This is a genomic window from Citrobacter sp. TBCP-5362 (genome assembly GCF_005406305.1).
GTDB classification, from domain to species: domain Bacteria; phylum Pseudomonadota; class Gammaproteobacteria; order Enterobacterales; family Enterobacteriaceae; genus Citrobacter_B; species Citrobacter_B koseri.
The window spans coordinates 1,693,471-1,717,929 of the sequence record NZ_CP040234.1; the positions used below are offsets into that span (position 1 = coordinate 1,693,471).

General features: G+C 52.1%; 24 protein-coding genes, 1 pseudogene and 1 other annotated feature. Of the genes and pseudogenes, 12 read left to right on the forward strand and 13 right to left on the reverse strand.

Annotation, left to right across the window (positions count from 1 at the left end; genetic code table 11):
* Positions 1 to 6: 6 nt before the first annotated feature.
* From FD428_RS08085 to wzzB, 4 genes are all read left to right on the forward strand, one after another.
* A complete protein-coding gene (locus FD428_RS08085) occupies positions 7 to 1,443 on the forward strand; it encodes an undecaprenyl-phosphate galactose phosphotransferase (RefSeq protein WP_012131730.1) in 1,437 nt (478 codons plus the stop codon).
* A 149-nt stretch (positions 1,444 to 1,592) separates the two neighbouring features.
* Positions 1,593 to 2,999 carry an NADP-dependent phosphogluconate dehydrogenase gene (gndA, locus tag FD428_RS08090; RefSeq protein WP_058669375.1) on the forward strand — a complete coding sequence of 469 codons (1,407 nt, stop codon included), beginning with the start codon at positions 1,593 to 1,595 and terminating at the stop codon, positions 2,997 to 2,999.
* 236 nt (positions 3,000 to 3,235) lie between these two features.
* A complete protein-coding gene (ugd, locus tag FD428_RS08095) occupies positions 3,236 to 4,402 on the forward strand; it encodes a UDP-glucose 6-dehydrogenase (protein ID WP_047462643.1) in 1,167 nt (388 codons plus the stop codon).
* Between the two features lie 146 nt (positions 4,403 to 4,548).
* Positions 4,549 to 5,532, forward strand: a complete 984-nt coding sequence (gene wzzB / locus FD428_RS08100) for an LPS O-antigen chain length determinant protein WzzB (RefSeq protein WP_114848189.1) — start codon at positions 4,549 to 4,551, stop codon at positions 5,530 to 5,532.
* A gap of 79 nt (positions 5,533 to 5,611) precedes the next feature.
* Here wzzB and hisIE read toward each other — a convergent pair whose 3' ends face one another.
* From hisIE to hisL, 9 genes are all read right to left on the reverse strand, one after another.
* A complete protein-coding gene (gene hisIE, locus FD428_RS08105; RefSeq protein ID WP_114848188.1) occupies positions 5,612 to 6,223 on the reverse strand; it encodes a bifunctional phosphoribosyl-AMP cyclohydrolase/phosphoribosyl-ATP diphosphatase HisIE in 612 nt (203 codons plus the stop codon).
* The gene (gene hisF, locus FD428_RS08110) at positions 6,217 to 6,993 is read right to left on the reverse strand and encodes an imidazole glycerol phosphate synthase subunit HisF (RefSeq protein ID WP_110494068.1); all 777 of its coding nucleotides are present in this window, start codon (positions 6,991 to 6,993) and stop codon (positions 6,217 to 6,219) included. The genes hisIE and hisF overlap by 7 nt, the downstream gene beginning before the upstream one ends.
* Positions 6,975 to 7,712: a 1-(5-phosphoribosyl)-5-[(5-phosphoribosylamino)methylideneamino]imidazole-4-carboxamide isomerase gene (gene hisA, locus FD428_RS08115; RefSeq protein ID WP_012131736.1), complete on the reverse strand. Its 738-nt coding sequence runs from the start codon at positions 7,710 to 7,712 to the stop codon at positions 6,975 to 6,977. The genes hisF and hisA overlap by 19 nt, the downstream gene beginning before the upstream one ends.
* Positions 7,712 to 8,302: an imidazole glycerol phosphate synthase subunit HisH gene (gene hisH / locus FD428_RS08120; protein WP_071258894.1), complete on the reverse strand. Its 591-nt coding sequence runs from the start codon at positions 8,300 to 8,302 to the stop codon at positions 7,712 to 7,714. The genes hisA and hisH overlap by 1 nt, the downstream gene beginning before the upstream one ends.
* Complete coding sequence (gene hisB / locus FD428_RS08125; protein ID WP_047462654.1) at positions 8,302 to 9,369, reverse strand: bifunctional histidinol-phosphatase/imidazoleglycerol-phosphate dehydratase HisB; 1,068 nt, start codon at positions 9,367 to 9,369, stop codon at positions 8,302 to 8,304. Before hisB ends, hisH begins: the two co-directional genes overlap by 1 nt.
* Positions 9,366 to 10,445, reverse strand: a complete 1,080-nt coding sequence (gene hisC / locus FD428_RS08130) for a histidinol-phosphate transaminase (RefSeq protein ID WP_058669369.1) — start codon at positions 10,443 to 10,445, stop codon at positions 9,366 to 9,368. Before hisC ends, hisB begins: the two co-directional genes overlap by 4 nt.
* On the reverse strand, positions 10,442 to 11,746 hold the full coding sequence (hisD, locus tag FD428_RS08135) for a histidinol dehydrogenase (protein WP_114848187.1): 1,305 nt from the start codon (positions 11,744 to 11,746) through the stop codon (positions 10,442 to 10,444). The genes hisC and hisD overlap by 4 nt, the downstream gene beginning before the upstream one ends.
* 5 nt (positions 11,747 to 11,751) lie before the next feature.
* Positions 11,752 to 12,651 (reverse strand): ATP phosphoribosyltransferase, encoded by a 900-nt coding sequence (hisG, locus tag FD428_RS08140; RefSeq protein WP_024130200.1) that lies wholly within the window; start codon positions 12,649 to 12,651, stop codon positions 11,752 to 11,754.
* 46 nt (positions 12,652 to 12,697) lie between these two features.
* Positions 12,698 to 12,822 (reverse strand) — a sequence feature (His leader region).
* Positions 12,798 to 12,848 (reverse strand): his operon leader peptide, encoded by a 51-nt coding sequence (hisL, locus tag FD428_RS08145; protein WP_001364200.1) that lies wholly within the window; start codon positions 12,846 to 12,848, stop codon positions 12,798 to 12,800. Its footprint overlaps the feature before it by 25 nt.
* A gap of 175 nt (positions 12,849 to 13,023) precedes the next feature.
* Between hisL and FD428_RS08150 the strand changes: the two genes are divergently transcribed.
* From FD428_RS08150 to FD428_RS08165, 4 genes and pseudogenes are all read left to right on the forward strand, one after another.
* On the forward strand, positions 13,024 to 13,848 hold the full coding sequence (locus tag FD428_RS08150) for an SDR family oxidoreductase (RefSeq protein WP_114848186.1): 825 nt from the start codon (positions 13,024 to 13,026) through the stop codon (positions 13,846 to 13,848).
* A gap of 41 nt (positions 13,849 to 13,889) precedes the next feature.
* Positions 13,890 to 14,874, forward strand: a pseudogene (locus tag FD428_RS08155) (LysR family transcriptional regulator).
* 161 nt (positions 14,875 to 15,035) lie between these two features.
* A complete protein-coding gene (gene yoeI, locus FD428_RS08160) occupies positions 15,036 to 15,098 on the forward strand; it encodes a membrane protein YoeI (protein ID WP_099433339.1) in 63 nt (20 codons plus the stop codon).
* Positions 15,088 to 16,449 carry an APC family permease gene (locus FD428_RS08165; RefSeq protein WP_024130202.1) on the forward strand — a complete coding sequence of 454 codons (1,362 nt, stop codon included), beginning with the start codon at positions 15,088 to 15,090 and terminating at the stop codon, positions 16,447 to 16,449. Before yoeI ends, FD428_RS08165 begins: the two co-directional genes overlap by 11 nt.
* A gap of 118 nt (positions 16,450 to 16,567) precedes the next feature.
* Here the strand turns inward: FD428_RS08165 and sbcB are convergent, their stop codons facing one another.
* A complete protein-coding gene (gene sbcB, locus FD428_RS08170) occupies positions 16,568 to 17,992 on the reverse strand; it encodes an exodeoxyribonuclease I (protein ID WP_114848185.1) in 1,425 nt (474 codons plus the stop codon).
* 230 nt (positions 17,993 to 18,222) lie between these two features.
* On the opposite strand from sbcB, the gene dacD reads away from it, so the two are divergent.
* The 4 genes from dacD (at position 18,223) to FD428_RS08190 (ending at position 21,815) form a co-directional block, all read left to right on the forward strand.
* Positions 18,223 to 19,389: a serine-type D-Ala-D-Ala carboxypeptidase DacD gene (dacD, locus tag FD428_RS08175; RefSeq protein ID WP_114848184.1), complete on the forward strand. Its 1,167-nt coding sequence runs from the start codon at positions 18,223 to 18,225 to the stop codon at positions 19,387 to 19,389.
* Positions 19,390 to 19,637: 248 nt separating this feature from the next.
* Positions 19,638 to 20,105 (forward strand): DNA gyrase inhibitor SbmC, encoded by a 468-nt coding sequence (sbmC, locus tag FD428_RS08180; RefSeq protein WP_012131750.1) that lies wholly within the window; start codon positions 19,638 to 19,640, stop codon positions 20,103 to 20,105.
* A gap of 143 nt (positions 20,106 to 20,248) precedes the next feature.
* Positions 20,249 to 21,307, forward strand: coding sequence for an FUSC family protein (locus tag FD428_RS08185; RefSeq protein ID WP_012131751.1), 1,059 nt, complete (start codon positions 20,249 to 20,251; stop codon positions 21,305 to 21,307).
* 172 nt (positions 21,308 to 21,479) lie between these two features.
* Positions 21,480 to 21,815: a DUF496 family protein gene (locus tag FD428_RS08190; RefSeq protein WP_024130204.1), complete on the forward strand. Its 336-nt coding sequence runs from the start codon at positions 21,480 to 21,482 to the stop codon at positions 21,813 to 21,815.
* A 33-nt stretch (positions 21,816 to 21,848) separates the two neighbouring features.
* On the opposite strand, the gene FD428_RS08195 is transcribed toward FD428_RS08190, so the two are convergent.
* The 3 genes from FD428_RS08195 to pduV form a co-directional block, all read right to left on the reverse strand.
* Positions 21,849 to 22,715, reverse strand: coding sequence for an L-threonine kinase (locus FD428_RS08195; RefSeq protein ID WP_049009208.1), 867 nt, complete (start codon positions 22,713 to 22,715; stop codon positions 21,849 to 21,851).
* 92 nt (positions 22,716 to 22,807) lie between these two features.
* Complete coding sequence (locus FD428_RS08200; RefSeq protein ID WP_114848183.1) at positions 22,808 to 24,022, reverse strand: acetate/propionate family kinase; 1,215 nt, start codon at positions 24,020 to 24,022, stop codon at positions 22,808 to 22,810.
* Positions 24,007 to 24,459, reverse strand: a complete 453-nt coding sequence (pduV, locus tag FD428_RS08205) for a EutP/PduV family microcompartment system protein (RefSeq protein WP_012131755.1) — start codon at positions 24,457 to 24,459, stop codon at positions 24,007 to 24,009. The genes FD428_RS08200 and pduV overlap by 16 nt, the downstream gene beginning before the upstream one ends.

The window sequence follows — 24,459 nt, forward strand, 5'->3', positions numbered from 1 at the left end:
GTTGTCATGGATACGGATAATTTTTTGAATAAATATAATCCATTGCTATGCAAGGTTTTTCTCGCAGCATCGGATTTTATATTTTTTAACTTATCACTGGCCCTCTCTATTGGTTGTGTATACTGGATTTTTAACGATCTTTATCGTTTTATCCCCGATGCTCAACTGGAGATGCGTATAATTTCTCATGTCATCCTGAGTTTGATATGTGTGGGATGGTTCTGGGTTCGGTTGCGACATTATTCCTATCGCAAACCCTTTTGGTTTGAATTGAAGGAGATTATCCGCACTATTGTGATCTTTGCTGTTTTTGATCTGGCGCTGGTCGCTTTTTCTAAATGGCAATTTTCTCGGTATGTATGGGTCTTTTGTTGGACGTTTGCATTAATTCTGCTGCCGCTTTTCCGAGCAATGACCAAACAGCTTCTTAATCGTCTTGGGATTTGGAAGAAAAAGACTGTCATTATGGGTAGCGGAAGTAATGCAGTGGAAGCTTATTATGCACTGCAAAGTGAGGAAATGCTTGGCTTTGATGTTGTCGCATTTTATGACGAAGAGTGTACAGAGGCAACGCTACAGGGATTGCCGGTTCTTCAGGACCCCAATATTCTTTGGGAAATGAAGAAAACAGGCGATATTCATTTCATTGTAGCTTTTGAAATGGAAAACAGCGATAAGACCATTAACTGGTTGCGCGAACTATCGAAGAAGGACTGCCGTTCTGTCACGGTTATTCCGTCCCTGCGCGGGTTACCACTTTATAATACCGATATGTCTTTCATCTTTAGTCATGAAGTCATGTTGCTGCGTATTCATAATAATCTGGCAAAACGGACATCTCGTTTCCTTAAACGGACTTTCGATATTGTCTGTTCATCACTGATTATCTTAATTTCTTCGCCACTGCTCATTTATCTTTGGTACAAAGTTACCCGTGATGGTGGTCCGGCAATCTACGGTCATATGCGAGTAGGGCGTCACGGTAAGCTTTTCCCTTGCTATAAGTTTCGCTCAATGGTGATGAATTCGCAGGAGGTTTTACAAAAGCTCCTTGATTCCGATCCTGCCGCACGGGAAGAATGGGAGCGTGACTTCAAGTTGAAAAACGATCCGCGAATCACTCCTGTCGGTCGATTTATTCGTAAAACCAGTCTTGATGAATTGCCTCAGTTATTTAATGTGCTGAAAGGTCAAATGAGTCTGGTTGGCCCGCGTCCGATTATCTCTGAAGAGTTACCACGCTATGATGAGAATGTTGATTACTATCTAATGGCGAAACCGGGAATGACAGGGTTGTGGCAGGTAAGTGGACGTAACGATGTGGATTACGATACCCGAGTCTACTTTGACTCCTGGTATGTCAAGAACTGGTCGCTGTGGAATGACATCGCTATTCTTTTCAAAACTGTGAAGGTAGTCCTCCATAGAGATGGTGCATATTGATGTAGCAGAAACTGCATTTTATGTGCATTAAGTTCATTCTGAAGAGGACATCTATTGCTACCTTCTGGCCTCTAACCTGAGTTAACATGTTCTTCACTTTACTCGCCGCCATTTTACGGCGGGGTATCCACACCTGACAGGAGTATGTAATGTCCAAGCAACAGATCGGCGTCGTCGGTATGGCAGTGATGGGGCGCAACCTGGCGCTCAACATCGAGAGCCGTGGTTATACCGTCTCCGTTTTCAACCGCTCCCGTGAAAAGACCGAAGAAGTGATTGCCGAGAACCCAGGCAAAAAACTGGTGCCTTACTACACGGTAAAAGAGTTTGTTGAATCCCTTGAAACGCCTCGTCGTATCCTGTTAATGGTGAAAGCAGGGGCGGGCACTGATGCTGCTATCGATTCCCTGAAGCCGTATCTGGATAAAGGCGACATCATCATTGATGGTGGTAACACGTTCTTCCAGGACACTATCCGTCGTAATCGCGAACTTTCTGCTGAAGGCTTTAACTTCATTGGTACCGGCGTTTCCGGTGGTGAAGAAGGGGCGCTGAAAGGCCCATCTATCATGCCTGGCGGTCAGAAAGAGGCCTACGAACTGGTTGCGCCGATTCTGACTAAAATTGCCGCAGTTGCAGAAGATGGCGAACCTTGCGTGACCTATATTGGTGCCGATGGTGCCGGTCACTATGTGAAAATGGTTCACAACGGTATCGAATACGGCGACATGCAGCTAATCGCAGAAGCCTATTCTTTGCTGAAAGGTGGTCTGAATCTGTCTAACGAAGAGCTGGCAGAGACTTTCACTGAGTGGAACAAAGGCGAGCTGAACAGCTACCTGATCGACATCACCAAAGACATCTTCACCAAAAAGGATGAAGAGGGTAAATATCTGGTTGATGTGATTCTGGATGAAGCGGCAAACAAAGGCACCGGCAAATGGACCAGCCAGAGTTCTCTGGATCTGGGCGAGCCGCTGTCGCTGATCACGGAATCCGTTTTTGCACGTTATATCTCTTCTCTGAAAGAGCAGCGTGTCGCAGCGTCTAAAGTGTTGTCGGGACCTAAAGCGCAGCTTGCGGGTGACAAAGCGGAATTTATCGAGAAAGTCCGTCGCGCGCTCTACCTCGGTAAGATCGTCTCTTACGCACAAGGGTTCTCCCAGCTGCGTGCCGCTTCTGACGAATATAACTGGGATCTGAACTACGGCGAAATTGCGAAGATCTTCCGTGCAGGCTGCATTATTCGTGCACAGTTCTTGCAGAAAATCACCGACGCATATGCAGAAAATGCGGGTATCGCTAACCTGCTGCTGGCACCGTACTTCAAGAAAATCGCGGACGATTATCAGCAAGCGCTGCGTGATGTGGTTGCGTATGCCGTGCAGAATGGTATCCCGGTTCCGACGTTCTCTGCCGCTGTTGCCTACTACGACAGCTATCGCGCAGCCGTTCTTCCTGCGAACCTGATCCAGGCGCAGCGTGACTACTTTGGGGCGCATACGTATAAGCGTACTGATAAAGAAGGCGTTTTCCATACCGAATGGCTGGAATAATTTCTGATTCGCATCAAAAGCCCGGTGATTCACCGGGCTTTTTTTTGTCCCTAATCTGATTGATTTATTTTTACTTCTTAATATTAACTTAATAATTAATGTTTAACCTGATAAAGAAAATCTGAATTGTTTTAGCCTTCATTGACACAATATTCATTCAGGCGTTAAAACTTTTATATCTTATCAGGATGTATAAACATCATGATGCATAATTAAGTTAATTCTGAGAGCGTGAAATGAAAATCACCATTTCTGGAACCGGGTACGTTGGTCTGTCAAACGGTTTGCTTATCGCACAGCATCACCAGGTTACCGCGTTAGACATTATTCCCGAACGTGTGGAAATGCTAAATGATCGGATATCTCCGATTGTTGATAAAGAAATACAGCAATTTTTAGCGTCCGGGAATATTAACTTTGAAGCAACCTTAGACAAGGTATCCGCCTACCAAAATGCTGATTATGTCATTATTGCAACACCAACCGACTATGATCCAAAAACAAATTATTTCAACACATCAAGTGTAGAATCAGTTATTCAGGATGTGACAGAGATTAACCCATCGGCAGTGATGGTGATCAAGTCAACGGTGCCGGTTGGCTTCACCGCAACGATGAGTAAAAAATTTAATACGCAGAATATCATTTTCTCCCCTGAGTTCCTGCGCGAAGGTAAAGCGCTTTATGATAATTTGCATCCTTCGCGGATTGTGATTGGTGAACGCTCTGAGCGTGCGGAGCGATTCGCTGCTTTGCTACAGGAAGGCGCCATAAAACAGGATATTCCAACCCTGTTTACCGATTCGACGGAAGCAGAGGCGATTAAGCTTTTTGCTAATACTTACCTTGCGATGCGCGTTGCTTACTTTAATGAACTTGATAGCTATGCGGAAAGTTTAGGACTGAATACCCGACAAATTATTGAAGGTGTGTGTCTGGATCCTCGTATTGGCAATCATTACAACAATCCTTCATTTGGTTATGGCGGTTATTGTCTGCCGAAAGATACGAAGCAACTTCTGGCGAATTATCAGTCAGTGCCAAACAATATTATCTCCGCGATCGTGGATGCGAACCGGACGCGTAAAGATTTTATTGCAGATGCCATCCTGTCCAGAAAACCCAAAGTGGTGGGCATCTATCGTCTGATTATGAAGAGCGGTTCTGATAATTTCCGTGCGTCTTCAATTCAGGGGATTATGAAGCGTATCAAAGCTAAAGGTGTGGAAGTTATTATTTACGAACCGGTTATGAAGGAAGCGTCGTTCTTTAATTCCCGCCTTGAACGTGATTTGAATACGTTTAAACAGCAGTCCGACGTGATTATCTCCAACCGCATGGCGTCTGAACTGCTGGATGTTCAGGACAAAGTTTATACACGCGATCTCTTTGGCAGTGATTAACCTTCTGTTATTGGGGCTACAATAGCCCCTGATTGGCTATCAAAGTGTTTGAAATAATCCGTAAATTTTATCAATAATCCTATAGCATTAACGATGTTTATGACTACACTGTCTCCAGCTTAAGCATTTTCTTAGTTAGGGTACTGATGACAGTGAACAATAACAATGCTACCGGGCGCAGTAATGACCCGGAACAGATTGATTTGATTGATTTAGTGATGCAATTGTGGCGCGGAAAAATGACAATCTTTGTGTGTGTCATTGTCGCAATTCTATTGGCTGTTGGTTACATCCTGGTAGCGAAAGAGAAATGGACCTCTACCGCCATCATCACCCAGCCGGATGTGGGGCAGATTGCCACTTATAATAATGCGATGAGCGTTTTGTATGGCGATAACGCTCCGAAAGTTGCGGATATCCAGACTGGCTTTATCGGTCGCTTTAGCTCCGCCTTTTCCGCATTGTCAGCAGCTCTGGATAATCAGGAAGAACCTGAAGAATTAACTATTACCCCTTCTGTTAAGGGTCAATCATTGCCGTTGGCTGTTTCTTACGTTGGAGAGTCTGCGGAAGGAGCGCAACGCCAGCTGGCAGAGTATATCCAGCAGGTAGATGAGAGCGTTGCGAAAGAACTGGACGCGGATCTAAAAGATAACATCAAGTTGCAGACAACTACGCTTGAGGACTCGTTAAAAACGCAGGAAGTGGTCGCGCAGGAGCAAAAAGATTTGCGTATCAGGCAAATTCAGGAAGCATTGCGTTATGCGGAACAGGCGAATGTGATAAAGCCACAAATTCAGCAAACTCAGGATGTTACCCAGGACAGTATGTTCCTTCTTGGTAGTGATGCGTTGAAATCAATGATCGAACACGAGGCCACGCGTCCGCTGGTTTTCTCTGGGGCCTACTATCAGACCAAGCAAAATCTGCTGGATATCGGAAATCTGAAAATCGAAACCGCATCCATTCACGCCTACCGTTACGTCATGAAGCCGACGCTACCGATTCGTCGTGACAGTCCGAAAAAGGCAATTACGCTGGTTCTGGCGGTATTACTGGGCGGGATGATTGGTGCGGGTGTGGTGCTGGGACGTAATGCGTTACGTAACTATAAGCCGAAAGCGCAGTAATTTATTGGTATCCCGGATGGCGCTACGCTTATCCGACCTACAAAAAACCGGGCATTGCCCGGTTTTTTCGCATCAGAAGCTATTGATGACGCTTACGTAAATTCTCAATGACGGTCGTTAAATCAAGGTCCTGGTCCTGTAGCAGCACCAGCAGGTGGTACATCAGGTCGGAGGCTTCATTGGTCAGCTCAAAACGGTCATGTACCGTTGCGGCCAGCGCGGTCTCGACACCTTCTTCACCCACTTTCTGCGCGATACGCTTGGTGCCGCTGGCGTAAAGTTTCGCCGTGTAAGAGCTTGCCGGATCGGCGGTTTTACGCTCGGCTAACAGTTGCTCAAGTTGATACAGGAATAACCACTGATGGTTGGCATCCCCAAAGCAGCTGCTGGTGCCTTTGTGACAGGTTGGTCCAATTGGATTGGCCAGCACCAGCAGTGTGTCGTTATCACAATCCGGCGCAATGCGGACTACCTTCAGGAAGTGGCCGGATGTTTCGCCTTTGGTCCACAAACGCTGTTTGGTTCGTGAGAAGAAAGTGACGTTGCCGCTTTCGATTGTTTTATCCAGCGCTTCCGGGCTCATGTAACCCAGCATCAACACTTCACCGGATACCGCATGTTGCACGACAACCGGCATTAATCCGTCGGTTTTTTCCCAGTCGAGTTCGCGGCGCTGTTGCTCTGTTAACATATCCTGATCTCCACGCCCTGTGCTTCCAGGTACGCTTTTAATTCACCAATATTAATAATCTGTTTGTGGAAGACGGAGGCAGCAAGCGCCCCGTCGACATCGGTATCGCGGAAGGCTTCAAGGAAGTGCTCCATCGTGCCCGCGCCGCCGGAGGCAATCAGCGGTACATGACAGATGTCACGGACTTTTTTCAGTTGCTCCAGATCGTAACCGTTACGCACGCCGTCCTGATTCATCATGTTAAGCACGATTTCACCGGCCCCGCGTTTTTGCACTTCCTGCACCCAGTTGAGAGTTTCCCACTGCGTCACGCGGGTACGGCTTTCATCGCCGGTATACTGGTTGACGTGATACTTGCCGGTTTCGGCATCAAACCAGGTATCAATGCCCACGACGATGCACTGTACGCCAAAGCGGTCAGCAAGACGGGTGATCAGCGTTGGATCGGCCAGCGCAGGGGAGTTGATGGAAATTTTATCGGCGCCGAAAGAGAGGATTTTAGCGGCGTCATCAATAGACCTGATGCCACCCGCGACACAGAATGGAATGTCGATCACTTCCGCGACGCGCGACACCCAACTCTTATCAACCACGCGCCCGTCACTGGAAGCGGTAATATCATAGAACACCAGCTCGTCTGCGCCTTCATCGGCATAGCGTTTTGCCAGCGGGACGATATCGCCGATGATTTCATGATTGCGGAACTGTACGCCTTTTACCACCTGACCATCGCGTACGTCCAGGCAAGGGATTATACGTTTTGCCAGCATTGGATGGCCTCCTTAACGGTGAATTTACCTTCCAGTAGGGCGCGGCCGACAATCACGCCGCGAACGCCCGTGCCGCGCAGAGCGGCCACGTCCTCAATCCCGCCAATTCCGCCGGAAGACTGAAAGGCGACCTGCGGATATTTCGCGCACACTTCGTCATACAGCGAGACGTTGGAACCCGCCAGCGTGCCGTCACGGGAGATATCGGTGCACAGTACATGCTTCAGGCCAACCGGCAGATAAGTCTCGACCAGCTCTTCCAGCGAAACGCCGGAGTTTTCCTGCCAGCCGCTGACGGCAACCTGTTTGTTGCCCCGATCATCAATACGCACATCCAGCGCCAGCACCAGCGCGTCAGCGCCAAAGCGCTCAAACCAGCCTTTGACCACCTCGGGAGATTTGACCGCCGTGGAGCCGACCACCACGCGGGCAACGCCTGCGTCCAGCAGCGCCGCAACATCGTCCTCAGTACGCACGCCGCCGCCAACCTGCACGGGCACGTTCACACCCGCGACCAGCGTTTTAATCAGCGGGATCTGCCGTCTGGCCGGATCTTTCGCCCCGGTCAAATCGACCAGATGCAGCACTTCGGCGCCCTGGGCGGCATAATCCCGCAGACGGGGAAGGGGATCGTTACCGTAATCACGCTGCCGGGCGTAGTCGCCCTGATGGAGACGCACTACGGTGCCATCGATCAAATCTAATGCCGGAATAATCATCACATCTCCAGGAAGTTTTTCAGCAACTGCGCGCCAGCGGCGCCGGAACGTTCCGGGTGGAACTGCACGCCGAAGAAATTGTCTTTTTGCACCGCCGCAGTGAAGGGTTCGCCGTAGTTGCATTGAGCAATGGTCCACGGATTTACGGGCATAGCGTAGCTGTGAACAAAGTAGAACCAGGCGCCATCTTCAATGCCCTGGAAAAGACGATTACCCGCCTGCGGGTAAACGCGGTTCCAGCCCATATGCGGGAGCGGCAGGCCAAAATCGGTCATCTTCGGGACGTCCTGGTCAATAATGCCCAGAAGGTCGACGCCGTTTGTCTCTTCACTGTGGCGCCCGAGGATCTGCATGCCTAAACAAATTCCCAGAACGGGCTGAGTACAAGCCTTAATCAATTCGACAAGCTCACGCTCGCGCAACTGATCCATCGCCGCCTGGGCGGTTCCCACGCCGGGCAGGAAGAGTTTGTCAGCTTTTAAGACGACCTCCGGGTCGCGGCTGACCTGCGGATCATAACCGTGGCGCGCCACGGCGGATTTCACCGAGTTCAGGTTGGCACAGCCGGTATCAAGGATGACGACGTTCATCACAGCACTCCTTTAGAAGACGGCAGCGTGTCGCCTTCTACCCGAATGGCCTGGCGCAACGTGCGGCCAAACGCTTTAAACAGGCTTTCTACACGGTGGTGATCGTTTTTACCTTTGGTCTTCAGGTGCAGCGTCACGCCCATGGTGTAGGAGAGCGAGCGGAAGAAGTGTTCAACCATCTCGGTGCTCAGATCGCCTACGCGCTGATAGGTAAACTCGGCTTTATATTCCAGGTGCGGGCGCCCGGAGATATCCAGTGCGCAACGCGCCAGGCATTCGTCCATCGGCAGTACAAAACCGAAGCGGTTGATGCCGCGCTTATCGCCCAACGCCAGTTTTAGCGCTTCGCCCAGCGCCAGACCGGTATCTTCTACCGTGTGGTGATCGTCAATATAGAGGTCGCCCTTGACCGCGATCTCCATACGGAAACCGCCATGCGTGGCGATCTGATCGAGCATATGGTCAAAAAAGCCCACGCCGGTATTGATCTTGCTGCCGCCTTCGCGATCCAGCCACACCTTGACGTCAATCTGTGTTTCTTTGGTATTGCGCTCAACATGGGCATAGCGGTCGCGTTTTGTCAGCTGTTCGCCAATCATCGTCCAGTTCAGGGTTTCACGGTTATAACGTAACCCGTTAATGCCCATGTTTTCGGCCAACTGGATGTCGGTAGCGCGATCGCCAATCACGTAGCTGTTGGCGCTATCCATCGCCTGTTCAGCCAGATAACGTTCAACCAGCTTTACCTTCGGCTTACGGCAGTCGCACTCATCCGCTGGCAGGTGCGGGCAGATCAGCACTTCATCAAACAGTACGCCCTGGGAGGTGAAAACCTGCATCATCAGGTCGTGCGGGCCGTCGAAGTCTGCCTGCGGGAAGCTCTGCGTTCCCAGCCCATCCTGGTTGGTGATCATCACCAGCTTAAAGCCGGCTTTTTGCAGCTTCAGCAGAACCGGCACCACGTCCGGTTCAAAGGCGAGTTTGTCAAAACGATCCACCTGAAAATCACTCGGCGGTTCGGCAATCAGGGTTCCATCACGGTCAATAAAAAGATACTTCTGGCTCATACTTGCTCCGCACGTAAGGCGTCAATGACGCGCTGGCTTTCTTCGCGGGTTCCAACAGTGATACGCAGACAGCCGCTTAAAGAAGGTTGTTTATTCTGATCACGTAAGATAATGCCCTGATCCCACAGAGATTTAAACACGCTACTTGACGCGGTAAAACGTGCCAGAATGTAGTTGGTTTCTGAATCGAACACCTGTTCTACGCAGGCAATCTCTTTCAGCGCATTAACCAGATACTGACGTTCCAGCAGAATCTGCGCCACACGTTCGCGCATCGCGTTGACGCCTTGCGGCGTCAACGCCTGAGCGGCAATATCGGCGACCGGCGTAGAGAGCGGGTAGGGGGCGATGACTTTCAGCAGCAGGTTGATGACCTCTTCATTCGCCAGCGTAAATCCGCAGCGCAGACCGGCGAGCGCAAAGGCTTTGGAGAGCGTGCGTAACACCACCAGATGCGGGTATTCAGAGAGCCAGCCAGCCAGCGTCGCCTGTGGGCAGAATTCAATATAGGCTTCATCCGCCACCACAATGGCGTTGCCGCGCGTCATTTCCAGCAGAGTACGTAAATCCTGTGGATTGATAAGCTGCCCGGTCGGGTTGTTGGGGCTGCATACAAACACCACTTTAACGCCATCGAGTTTATCGGCGATGCCCCGCAGATCCAGCTGCCAGTTTTCCAGCGTCGGAACCGTCCGGCATTCAACGCCAATAGTTTCCGCGCTGACGCTGTACATGCCATACGTTGGCGGACAATAGAGAATCGCATCTTTCCCCGGTTCGCAGAATGCGCGAATCAGCAGTTCAATACCTTCGTCTGCGCCACGGCTGACCAGCACTTGCCCGGGGTTCACTCCGGCGTACTGCGCATAATTTTCAATAACCGCTTTTGGCTGGCATTCCGGGTAGCGGTTGAGCGTTTGCTGAGTCAGTTGAAACTCCACAGCCGTCGGGAACTCATTGGCATTCAGCCACACATCGCCATTACCGCCCAGACGGCGAGCGGACTGGTACGGCGTCAGGTTGCGAACGTTTTCTCGGGCTAAGTCGGTGACGCTGCGGGTATTTTCAGTGCTCATGCTTGCTCCTTAAGGGCGTTAACGCGCAGGGTGACAGCATTTTTGTGGGCGGTCAGCCGTTCTGCCGCAGCCAGCGTTTCAATGGTGGATGCCAGTGCGGAGAAACCCGCCTGCGACAATTCCTGAACGGTCATGCGTTTCTGGAAATCCGCCAGACCGAGGCTGGAGCAGGTGGCGGTATAACCATAGGTCGGCAGCACATGATTGGTGCCGGAAGCATAGTCGCCTGCGGATTCCGGTGACCAGTCACCGAGAAAAACGGAACCCGCGCTGGTAATATCCTCCACCAGATCGCGTGCCTTACGAGTCTGAATGATCAGGTGTTCCGGCCCATACTGGTTCGAGATGGCGACGCACTGGGCTAAGTCTTTCGTCACGATCAGACGGCTGGCGCTTAATGCCTGACGCGCCGTTTCTGCACGCGGTAACTCCGCTAACTGGCGTTCGACGGCCTCCGCGACGTTCTGCGCAATACCGGCATCCGGGGTCAGCAGAATGACCTGAGAATCCGGGCCGTGTTCCGCCTGAGAGAGCAGGTCAGACGCCACGAAATCTGGCGTGGCGCCGCTGTCGGCGATCACCAGCACTTCAGAAGGGCCGGCAGGCATATCAATTGCCGCGCCGTCGAGACGCTGGCTGACCTGGCGTTTCGCCTCGGTGACAAACGCGTTGCCGGGGCCAAAAATTTTGTCCACTTTTGGCACGGACTCGCTGCCGAACGCCAGAGCGGCAATGGCCTGGGCGCCGCCGACGTTGAAGATTTCCTGCACGCCGCACAGCTGCGCAGCGTAAAGGATTTCATCCGCGATAGGCGGTGGCGAGCACAGCACCACTTTTTTGCATCCGGCAATACGCGCGGGCGTGGCGAGCATTAATACGGTGGAGAAGAGCGGGGCAGAGCCGCCCGGGATATACAGGCCGACAGATGCGACGGGGCGCGTCACCTGCTGACAGCGAACGCCGGGCTGGGTTTCAACATCTACCGCCGGTAGTTTTTGCGCATTGTGGAAGGTTTTGATGTTTTTTACCGCTACCGCCATCGCCTGTTTGAGATTGTCGCTCAGACGCGCGCTGGCTGCGGCAATCTCTTCGGCGGACACTTTCAGCGCTGCGACGTTCGTTTTATCAAACTTTGTGCTGTATTCGCGCAGGGCGTCGTCACCGCGTGATTTCACATTATCCAGGATCTCTGCGACGGTACGGGTAATGCTGTCGGAGGCGGAAATAGCCGGACGCATCAGCAATGCACGCTGCTGTTCAGTATTGCAGCTATTCCAGTCGATGATTGTATTAAAGCTCATGGCCGTCACTCCATCATCTTTTCAATTGGCAGCACCAGAATAGAGCTGGCGCCGAGCGCTTTCAGTTTTTCCATCGTTTCCCAGAACAGGGTTTCGCTGCTGACCATGTGCATGGCGACGCGCTGCTGATCGCCCGCCAGCGGCAGAATGGTCGGACGCTCTGCGCCCGGCAGTAACGCGATGACTTCTTCCAGACGCTCGCTTGGCGCATGCATCATGATGTATTTGGATTCACGCGCCTGAATAACGCCCTGAATACGGGTCAGCAGTTTGTCGATAAGCTGTTGTTTGGCTTCGGCCATTTCACCGTCACGCTGGATCAGGCAGGCTTTAGAACGGTAAATCACCTCGACTTCACGCAGACCGTTGGCTTCCAGCGTCGCTCCGGTAGACACCAGATCGCAGATGGCATCGGCCAGACCCGCACGCGGAGCGACTTCAACAGAACCGTTTAACAGACAGGATTTAAACGACACGCCTTTCTGATCCAGATAACGCTTAAGCAGGTGCGGGTAAGAGGTGGCGATGCGCTTACCGTCAAGGGAAGCCGGGCCGTCCCAGGCTTCATCGACGGCGGTGGCCAGCGAGAGGCGGCAGCCGCCGAAGTCGAGACGGCGCAGGGTGTAGTAGCGCGGGTCTTCGCCCTGCGCGCGGCGGCTCAACAGCTCTTCTTCCAGAACGTTTTCCCCGATGATCCCCAGATCGACAACGCCATCCATGACCAGACCGGGAATATCGTCATCACGCACGCGCAGAATATCAATCGGCATATTCTCCGCCATCGCAATCAGACGCTGGGTGTGCAGGTTGATTTTAATACCGCAGCGGGCCAGTAATTCGCGTGAATCATCGCTTAAACGGCCTGATTTCTGAATAGCTATGCGTAAACGGGTGTTATCTAACATTCTTTTTTCCTCTTTATCCTGTCTGAACCGGTCTGAATCGCGCACCAAAAAAAAGCCCCCGGAAGAATGATCTTCCGGGGGCTTTCTCATGCGTTCATGCACCACTGGAAGATCTGAATGTCTTCCAGCACACATCGCCTGAAAGACTAGTCAGGATGATGGTGATGATGGTGATGTTTAAATTGAACGCGTGTCATAAAATTCTCGATGAATGCTTATTCATTTGATGCCTTTTAACCTAAACCACTTTAGCGCTGGAAAGCAAGGGCTTTTTTTCATCATTAATTCATTTCATATTGAAGGTATGAATTGTCAGTCCCGGCGGGCTGGCGTAGCCTTAGATAAGATGGCGTTAAAGTCAGGAGAGAACGCATGAAAAAGGTCGCAATTGTCGGTTTAGGATGGTTAGGAATGCCGCTGGCGATGTCGCTGACGGCAAGAGGCTGGCAGGTTACTGGCACGAAAACCACGCAGGATGGCGTGGAAGCGGCCCGCATGAGCGGCATTGAGAGCTATCCGCTGCGCCTGGAACCTGAACTGGTTTGCGAAACGGACGATCTTGATGCGCTGATGGATGTGGATGCTCTGGTCATTACGCTGCCCGCTCGCCGTAGCGGGCCGGGGGAAGATTTTTACCGCCAGGCAATACAGGAGGTGGTCGACAGCGCGCTGGCGTATCACGTTTCGCGTATCATTTTTACCAGTTCCACGTCAGTGTACGGCGATGTGCACGGCATTGTGAAAGAGAATACGCCGCGTAATCCCGTCACGGCGAGTGGGCGCATCCTGAAGGAACTCGAAGACTGGCTGCACAATCTGCCCGGCACCTCCGTCGATATTCTGCGTCTGTCCGGGCTGGTAGGGCCAGGACGACATCCGGGGCGTTTCTTTGCCGGTAAAACCGCGCCTGACGGCCAGCAAGGTGTGAATCTGGTCCACCTGGAAGATGTGATTGCCGCTATTACTCTGCTGTTACAGGCACCTAAAGGGGGACACATCTATAATATATGTGCGCCTTCGCATCCGGCGCGTAATGTGTTTTATCCGCAGATGGCGCGTTTGCTGGGTATGGAACCGCCGCATTTTCTGGAAAGCCAGAGTAACGATAAAGGTAAGATTATTGATGGCAGCCGGATTTGTAATGAACTCGGGTTTGAATACCAGTATCCCGACCCGCTGGTGATGCCGATGGAGTGACGCGCCAGCAGACTACCGCCATACACCGCAAGGGGGCGAGTATGAAACCACTGCTGGACGTTCTGATGATTCTCGATGCGTTAGAGAAAGAGGGGAGCTTTGCGGCGGCGTCGGCAAAATTGTTTAAGACGCCGTCAGCGCTCAGCTATACCGTTCATAAACTGGAAAGCGATCTGAATATCCAACTGTTGGATCGCAGCGGGCATCGGGCTAAGTTTACCCGCACCGGTCAGATGCTGCTGGAAAAAGGCCGGGAAGTTCTGCATACCGTGCGCGAACTGGAAAAGCAGGCCATCAAACTTCACGAAGGCTGGGAGAACGAACTGGTCATCGGTGTGGACGATACGTTTCCTTTTTCTCTCCTTACTCCCCTCATTGAATCCTTCTACCAACATCACAGTGTAACGCGCCTGAAATTCATAAACGGCGTACTGGGCGGTTCCTGGGAGGCGCTGACGCAGGGGCGGGCGGATATCATCGTTGGCGCAATGCACGATCCGCCCTACGCCAGTGGTTTCGGTTTTGCGCGTCTGGGAGAGCTTGAGCAGGTTTTTGCGATTGCCCCGCATCATCCACTGGTGCAGGAAGAAGAGCCGTTGAGTCGGCGCACAATAAAACGGTTCCGCGCGATTGTGGTCGGCGATGAGACGCATCCGGCATGTTCGGCAAGCGCGCAATTGCTTGATGATCAGGAAGCCATAACGGTTTTTGATTTTAAAACCAAACTGGAACTGCAAATCAGCGGCCTGGGATGTGGGTATTTACCGCGCTATCTGGCGCAACGCTTTCTGGACAGCGGTGCGCTTATTGAGAAGAACGTGGCGGCGCAGATCGTGTCGGAGCCGGTGTGGATGGGCTGGAACGAACAGACAGCCGGACTGGCCAGCGCGTGGTGGCGAGATAAAATTTTAGCAAATAGTGCTATTGCTGGCGTCTATACAATGGGGGATGCTGGGAAATCAAACAGTTAATAAAAAATATTTTTTGACGGGGCTCTCATTCTCTTGTCATTTCGCCTTAATTTAGTGCACAATGCGCCGCTTGCAAAAAATGACATTAACCGACGTTTTAATACGCGTCGGTTATTTTTTTGCATCAAACCAATCATTCAATAAAAGAGGCCGGGCTTCGTACCGGATAGATACTTACTAAAAACCGACAGTTGTTGTCGCTGAGGAATCCAGAAAATGGGGCAATTTTTTGCTTACGCGACGGCATTCGCCGTAAAGGGGAATGACCATGTCGCATAACGTTACTCCAAACACCTCTCGCGTGGAATTGCGTAAGACGCTTACGTTGATTCCGGTTGTAATGATGGGTCTTGCCTATATGCAGCCGATGACGCTGTTCGATACATTTGGTATCGTCTCAGGCCTCACTGACGGTCACGTTGCGACGGCATATGCCTTTGCGCTGATCGCGATTCTTTTTACTGCGTTGAGCTACGGTAAACTGGTGCGTCGTTTCCCGTCCGCTGGCTCTGCGTACACCTATGCTCAGAAATCCATCAGTCCGACCGTAGGCTTTATGGTGGGCTGGTCATCGCTGCTGGACTACCTGTTCATGCCGATGATCAACATTCTGCTGGCGAAAATTTACTTTGAAGCGCTGGTGCCGACAGTGCCGTCGTGGATCTTTGTGGTGGCGCTGGTGGCCTTTATGACCATCTCTAACCTGCGCAGCATCAAGACCGTCGCTAACTTCAACACCCTGATTGTTATTCTGCAAATGGGGATTGTAGCGGTGATCGTCGGCCTGATTATCTACGGCGTGTCTCACGGCGAAGGTGCGGGTACGCTGGTAAGTTCCCGTCCATTCTGGTCTGAAGGCGCGCACGTTGTGCCGATGATTACCGGTGCGACAATCCTGTGCTTCTCGTTCCTCGGCTTTGACGGTATCTCTTCTCTGTCTGAAGAGACCAAGGATGCGGAGCGCGTTATTCCGCGCGCGATTTTCCTGACGGCGCTGATTGGCGGCCTGATCTTTATCGCGGCGTCTTACTTCCTGCAATTGTACTTCCCGGATATTTCGCGCTTTAAAGACCCGGATGCATCACAGCCTGAAATCATGCTGTACGTTGCGGGTAAAACCTTCCAGTGGGGCGTGCTGATTTTCTCCAGCGTGACCGTACTGGCATCCGGTATGGCGGCACACGCGGGCGTTTCCCGTCTGATGTACGTCATGGGTCGTGACGGCGTATTCCCGACGCGTTTCTTCGGCTACGTTCATCCGAAATGGCGTACTCCGGCGTGGAACGTGCTGCTGGTTGGCGCGATCGCACTGCTGGCGATTAACTTTGATCTGGTCACGGCGACGGCGCTGATCAACTTCGGTGCGCTGGTGGCGTTTACCTTCGTGAACCTCTCCGTGATTTCCCAGTTCTGGATCCGTGAGAAGCGCAACAAGACGCTGAAAGACCACTTCAACTATCTGGTTCTGCCAGTGTGCGGCGCGCTGACTGTTGGCGCACTGTGGATCAACCTGGAAGAAAGCTCAATGACTCTGGGTCTGATCTGGGCGGGTATTGGCCTGGTGTATCTGGCTTGCGTGACCAAAAGCTTCCGCAATCCGGTACCGCAGTACGAAGATATCGCACAGTAATGAAATGACCTTTCACAGGTAAAAAACCGGAGACATGTTCTCCGGTTTTTTTATGCAAAAATCTGTAGGCCGGATAAGGCGTTTACGCCGCCATCCGGCAAAAGCGACGCGTGGCTCCTCAGACAATCTCTTCTGCGTACTGCCAGAGTGATTTCAGCAATGCCAGTTTCTCTTTATCGTCAGCATATTGCTGATACAGCATCTGTAACTCTTCCGCATACCGTTGCAAAAACTCTGGCGTAAACACCTGACGACGATGCTCCAGCCAGCGTTGCTGTTCGGTTTCATCCAGCGTCCCAGGGAAGTTACGGGCGCGATAGTTGAACAGCAGTTTTTCAATCCGCTTATCGACAAACGTAATATCCAGCGCGGGCAAATTGCGCGGTTCGGTTTCCAGCACGATTTTCATGGCGGCACGATCGGCGTCGCTGAAAAAGCCATTGTATAGCTGCGCATCGACGTTTTCAGACGGCGTAAACGGCTCGGCCTCAGCGAAGATTGCCACAACCTTATCGCGTACCTGCGGATTATCGCGCAGCACTTTCAGGTTATCGAGACAGTGCTGACGGTTAATCCCCAGGCGATCGGCATCCTCCGGGCGGAGTGTATTAGCCTGAGCCAGCACCGGGCATTTATTGATGTGTACCAGTTTTACTGGAACCGCGGCGTTATCGCCGAGATCGGCTTTAGCGGTATATAACCGCTCGCGCAGGGTATCGCTGTCCAGCTCCAGTAATGGCGACATATCGCCCGCCAGATCCACCATAATGACCGCGTTGCGGTTTTCTGGATGCCAGGCCAGCGGCGCAACCCAGCTGGTGTTGCCGCGCCAGGCGCCAAACATACCGGAGATATGTACTAGCGGTTTCATTTGCGGCACATCGATCAACGCCGCCAGTTTATGTTTGTTGCGATGCGTGTAAAGGTAGTCAAACAGACGCGGCTGGCGCGACTTCACCAGTTGCGCCATAGCGATGGTGGCGTACACGTCTGCCATTGCATCGTGCGCGTTGGCATGTTCGATCCCGTTGGCTTTGGTCAAGTGCTCAAGGCGGAAGCTGGGCAATCCGTCGTCATTTTCCGGCCAGTTTATGCCTTCCGGGCGCAGGGCATAGCAGGCGCGCATCACATCCAGCAAATCCCAGCGCGAGTTGTCGTGCTGCCAGCTCCAGGCATAGGGATCGTAGAAGTTGCGATACAAAATGTTTCGCGTGACTTCATCATCAAAACGGACATTGTTGTAGCCGATGACACAGGTTTTTGGCACGGTGAACAGCGAATGAATACGTCTGGCAAAGTCGGCTTCGTTCTCTCCTTTGTCGCGCGCTTCCTGCGGCGTAATCCCGGTGATGAGCACAGCGCCTGGCTGAGGCAGGTAATCATCGGCGGGCTTGCAGTAAAAGACTTCAGGTTCGCCAATAATGTTAAAGTCGCTATCCGTGCGGATGGCGGCAAACTGTGCGGGTCTGTCCAGCGCCGGGTGAGTCCCGAAGGTTTCGTAGTCATGGAACAGGAAGGTAGGGTGCTGCTTGCCGTCATTCATTGTTCAGTTCTATCCGTTACTGTGCGTTTGCGCGGTTCTGCGCAGCAGGGTATCAAATCCTGGCGGTGTTATCAGCTTCTGAGTCGTTATTGGGAGCGTTAAGGTTACGCTGCCCGGCACTGCATAGAAAAACGTGCGTTATGTCACATTTTCTTGCAATTTATCCCTGTTTGTTTATCAGAACTTCCGTAAAAAGAACGGCAAATTATGACTTTCCTGAGGAATTAGTGTTGAAATGCCGTTTGTTTATTGCCGCTTCACTTCTCGCGATGAATCTTTCTTCCGCTCTGGCTGCCGATGTGCCAGATTTTTCTCCCCAGCCTCCGGCCATTCAGGCAGGGTCATGGGTACTTATGGATTACACCACGGGTCAAATTCTGACCGCAGGTAATGAACATCAGCGGCGTAACCCGGCCAGCCTGACCAAGCTGATGACCGGCTATGTTGTCGATCGCGCTATCGACAGCCATCGTATTAGCCCGGACGATATCGTAACCGTTGGACGTGATGCCTGGGCCAAAGACAACCCGGTGTTTGTGGGATCTTCATTAATGTTTCTGAAACAAGGGGAGCGCGTTTCGGTTCGGGATCTCAGCCGGGGGCTGATTGTTGACTCTGGAAACGATGCCTGCGTTGCGCTGGCGGATTACATTGCCGGAGGGCAACCGCAGTTCGTCGCCATGATGAATCACTACGTTGAAACCCTGAAATTGCAGGATACCCATTTTGAAACGGTACACGGACTGGATGCGCCAGGCCAGCACAGCTCAGCCTATGATCTGGCGGTATTGTCCCGCGCCATTATTCACGGTGAGCCTGAGTTTTATCATATGTACAGTGAAAAGAGCCTGACATGGAACGGTATTACCCAGCAGAACCGTAACGGACTGCTGTGGGATAAAACCATGAATATCGACGGGTTGAAAACCGGCCATACCTCCGGCGCGGGTTTTAACCTGATTGCCTCAGCCGTGGACGGGCAGCGTCGTCTTATCGCCGTTGTGATGGGCGCGGAAAGCGCGAAAGGGCGCGAAGATCAGGCACGTAAGTTGTTGCAATGGGGACAGCAAAATTTCGATACGGTACAAATTTTACGCAGTGGCAAACAGGTTGGCACGGAACGTATCTGGTACGGCGATAAAGAAAATATTGCTCTGGGCACCGAGCAGGATTTCTGGATGGCGCTGCCGAAAACTGAAATTCCGCATATTAAGGCCCGGTATGCCCTTGATAAAAAAGAACTTGAAGCCCCTATTGCCGCACATCAGCGGGTCGGTGAAATTGAGCTATACGATCGGGATAAACTGGTGGCGCACTGGCCTCTGGTGACGCTGGAGTCTGTTGGCAAAGGCGGCGTTTTTTCCCGACTGAGCGATTACTTCCACCATAAGGCGTAACCCCCTTTTCTGACACGGCAGACTGGTAAGAGTGCGAGTCTGCTCACATACTCATCATGATTTCCTTGTGACCTTTATATGCAAAATCTTATGCTGTGTTTATATACAGTATAAGATTTGCCGGAGGGGACATCGCTTCCTTATCCGGCGCTGACTTCAATGCATTATGGAACACCGTCGACCTGATACGCGCAGCGCCATCAGGTCGACGGTGTGCTATCAGTCTCAGTGAAACTATCGGAGGCAGTATGGACTACGAAATCAGGCAGGCAGAGAAGCGTAATATCGCCGGTTTTCACATGGTCGGCCCGTGGGAAAAAACGGTGAAGCAAGGTTTTGAACAACTCATGATGTGGGTTGACGGGAATCAGGTTGTTCCGCTCGAATGGATCGCGGTTTACTACGATAATCCAGATGAGGTTCCGGCGGAAAAACTCCGCTGCGATACGGTGGTGTCTGTCCCGGATAATTTCACCATTCCGAAAAATAGCGAAGGCGTCATCCTGACGGAGATCGCCGGCGGGCAGTATGCGACAGCGGTGGCGCGCGTTGAGAATCATGATTTCGCGACGCCCTGGTATCAGTTCTTCAATAGCCTGTTACAGGACAATCACTACCAGATAGCGGCTAAACCGTGTTTTGAGGTCTATCTTAACAATGGAACGGAAGACGGGTACTGGGACATTGAAATGTATGTACCCGTACAGTCGAAATAGCCCTGTGTAAATTGTACGCAGTACCCGGCGGATAGGCGTCGTGACGGGGCAGTTTACGTGCGAGTCCTGTCCGCTATGGTGATATTTTCGCTGCAAAAGCGGGTACAATTCGTTTTTTGGTCATTTCCAGACGGAGTGCGTGAGTGCGGGCCGATAAATCGCTGAGTCCCTTTGAAATTCGTTTATATCGCCATTATCGTGTTGTACACGGCATTCGCATTGCGCTGGCGTTTATTCTCACTTTCCTGCTGGTTCGACTGTTCAACATCCCGGAAGGCACCTGGCCGCTGATCACACTGGTCGTCATTATGGGGCCGATCTCCTTTTGGGGGAACGTGGTTCCCCGTGCGTTTGAGCGCATCGGCGGCACGATTCTGGGGTCGGTATTAGGTCTTGTAGCGTTACGTCTGGAGCTTTTTTCCCTCCCGCTGATGTTGATCTGGTGCGCTGCGGCAATGTTCTTGTGCGGTTGGCTGGCGTTAGGGAAAAAGCCGTATCAGGCTCTGTTGATCGGCATCACGCTCGCCGTGGTGGTAGGCGCGCCGGCAGGCGACATGAACACGGCATTGTGGCGCGGCGGGGATGTTATTTTAGGTTCGCTGCTGGCGATGCTGTTCACCGGCATCTGGCCGCAACGCGCATTTTTACACTGGCGCATTCAGATGGCGCATTGTGTGACGGCGTACAATCGGGTCTATCAGGCCGCGTTGTCGCCAAATTTGTTAGAGCGTCCCCGGCTGGAGAAGCATTTACAGAAACTGCTGAGCGACGTCGTCAAAATGCGTGGGCTGATTACGCCAGCCAGCAAAGAAACCCGCATTCAAAAGTCGATATTCGAAGCGATTCAAACCGTGAACCGCAATCTGGTCTGTATGCTTGAGCTGCAAATTAATGCGCACTGGGCATCTCGTGCCAGCCATTTTGTGATGCTGAATGCGCATACGCTGCGCGAAACGCAGCAAATGACGCAGCAAACGTTGCTCACCATCGCCCATGCGCTGTTCGAAGGCAACCCACAACCGGTACTGGCAAACACGGAAAAACTCAATGAGATTGTCGCGGAGCTGCGCCAGTTGATAAACGAGCATCATGGTAATACCGTGGCTGAAACGCCTATTCATGGCTATGTTTGGCTAAGTATGGAGACGGCGCGGCAACTGGAGCTGCTCTCCCATTTGATCTGCCGGGCATTGCGCAAATAAAAAGCAGATGACGCTCGTGATTCGGCTGCTGCTTCGATTCAGCACCGATTAAGGGTATGATACTGAAAAAGGATAAAACCATTGTCATCTGCAACGGCTAAAAGTAATGTTTACCCTAACGTATAGCGGTTGCTTAAACGAATCCGAATCTCACATTATCAGGGGTGTAAAAATGGAAACCAACAAGCCTTCTTTCCAGGACGTACTGGAATTTGTTCGTCTGTTCCGCCGTAAGAACAAACTGCAACGTGAAATCCAGGACGTTGAGAAAAAGATCCGTGACAACCAGAAGCGTGTTCTGCTGCTGGACAATCTGAGCGATTACATCAAGCCAGGTATGAGCGTTGAAGCGATCCAGGGCATCATCGCCAGCATGAAGAGCGACTATGAGGACCGCGTTGATGATTACATCATCAAAAACGCAGAAATTTCTAAAGAACGCCGCGACATTTCTAAAAAGCTGAAAGCGATGGGCGAAATGAAAAACGGCGACGCAAAAGCAGAGTAACAGCCTGTGGCAGTGGGGAACACCGCGAGTTCCTCACTGCAATTCAACCCCGCCAGTGACCATCTTCAGCAAATGCTGATCGGGCCAGTGTTCCGTCAGTTTTCGTTGTGCGAGTTCCCACTTAATATGGTCAACGTCATGGCGCTGCCTGTCCAGCATCAGCCCGACAACGCTTCCGCTGTGCGCCACATTCAGACCGTATAAATCACATGTTTCCACCAGCGCCAACAGGGCATCAAAGCCTGGCTTTGGTAACAGTTGTTGGCTGGCGATAGCGCTGAGCGTGGCGGCTTCCCCCATCCGACGAGGGTTTTGCGTTATGCAGGCTTCCTGCACTCTCTCCCATGCCTGCTGCAACATCGCCGCCCCCGCATGCAGACGTTCCAGTCGGGGGATGCGGTGATAATCCGCCGTGCGCAACGTTATTGGGCTTTCGAGGACTAAAAGATCAAGCTGTGGCTGCGCTTCACAAGCCATTTGCGTAGAGGCGTCATTGTGATCGAAAAGCGTCAGTTGACGGAAAATGGTGCTGTCGGTGGGTTCAAGCGAAACACACAGATGTGCAAGCGTGGGTTCATCCAGCGTATGCCCCAGATGGTGTGCGGTTGCGACCGCCGTTGCCGCGATATCTGCGGTACTGCTGGCCATTCCTTTGGCGACGGGAATGGTGGAATGCACTGCGATCCGAATCTCCTGGCTCCACTGCGCAGGGTAGCGCCAGTATTCCAGTAGCCGATTGACCATTGCGCGTGAAAGGGGGCGCTCATCCGCAAGGGGAGCGCCCGAGCTTACTTCCACTGTGCTGTACCATTCGACAGGGCAGGAGACCAGTTTCTCACTGCCCAGAATCCAGCCCTGGATAAGTTCTCCGCATGACGCGGGGCATTGCGCAACAGCCACGTTTTCACCTTTCTGGTCAGCAATCCTCGGCGCATAGTGTCACGGCGATTGCGCTATTACCATGATTTTCCGCAAGTTGCAGTCGGGCAAAATCAGGCGGAAACGTCAAATGTGACCTTGTCACTTAACGCAATCCGCATCACATCTTGCGCGATCATAAGCTCTTCATTGGTATTAATGACCGCCACTTTAACCACTGCGTTTTCTGCCTGAATAAACGTAGCGTTGCGCAGGTTTTTTTCCTCATCAATACTCAGCCCCAGGAAATGCAGATTATGACAGACTGCCGCTCTGGCACGGGCGGAGTTTTCGCCGATTCCACCGGTAAAAATGAGCGCATCCAGACCGCCCATTTGCATGATATAACTGCCGATTGTCGCGCGAATGCGCTCAGCGAATAGCGTAAGCGCAAGCGCCGCCCGGCGATTTCCGCCATCGACGGCCTGCTCAACGTCGCGGTAATCATGCGAAACGCCGGAAATGCCCAGCAGCCCCGACTCATTGTTTAATAAATAATTAAGCTGCTGGGGCGTCTTCCCTTCACGTTCTGCAATCCAGGGCAGAATGGAGGGATCGATGTCTCCGCTACGGGTTCCCATCATCACGCCTGATTGCGGCGTAAATCCCATTGATGTATTGACGGATTGCCCCCCTTTGATAGCGCAAATGCTGCTGCCATTACCCAGATGGCAGCAAATAACGCGTAAGGCGCTGAGCGGGACGCCCAGTCTTTCAGCTAATGCCGTGCTGACATATTTATGGCTGGTACCGTGAAAACCATAGCGGCGAATACCCAGCTCGGCGTAATAACGCCAGGGCAAGGGGTAAATATAGGCCGACTCGTCCAGCGTCTGATGAAAGGCGGTATCGAATACGGCCACAGAAGGCGTTGAGGGTAACAGCTGGCGAAAAATATGAATACCGAGCGCGTTAACCGGGTTATGCAACGGGGCCAGTTCGGCAAGGCGCTCAATTTGAGCGAGCGTTTCATCGGTCACGCGCGCCGAATCCTTAAAGAACTCTCCGCCGTGCGCCACGCGGTGACCCACGCCGTCAATATCCTGTAAGGTATTAATGATGTGATGACTGAGGAGCTTATCCAGCAGCAGGGTAACGGCTTCGCGGTGATCGGCGATGGGTGCCGTTTCCTGCCATTTTTGCGCGGATGTTTTCATTGTGACTCTGGCGTTCGCCATTCCGATACGTTCGATTAATCCCTGGCAGATCATTTCGCCCTGCGGCATTGCCAGCAACTGGAATTTTAGCGACGAGCTACCGGCGTTAATCGCCATTATTTTGTGAGACATAAGGGTTCCTTAGCACTCAGAAAAACAAACATTTCATCAATCCCGGATTTCATCAGCGCGCTGGTGACAAAAATTTTCTGCGCGCCGGCTTGAATCAGCCAGTTCTCCACGCATGAGATACGTGACGAATCCGCCAAATCAGATTTGGTGACGATCCCGATAACGGGTCTGTTCATTGGGCCGGTAAAACCGGGGGAGAAGGGCGACCACGGCGCATCGGCATTAAGAACCAGCGCGATAATGTCGGCTTCACAGGCGCTTGCCAGCAGCGCGCTATACAGACAGCGGTTCTCCAGATATTCGCCTGGCGTATCGATCGTACCGGGCGACCAGACAATAGCCTGTGTTTTCTGGTAATGAAGCGCTTCGCCGTTCAGACTCTGTGTAAGAGAGGTTTTCCCGCACTGGCTGGGGCCGATTAACATAATGCGTTTCAT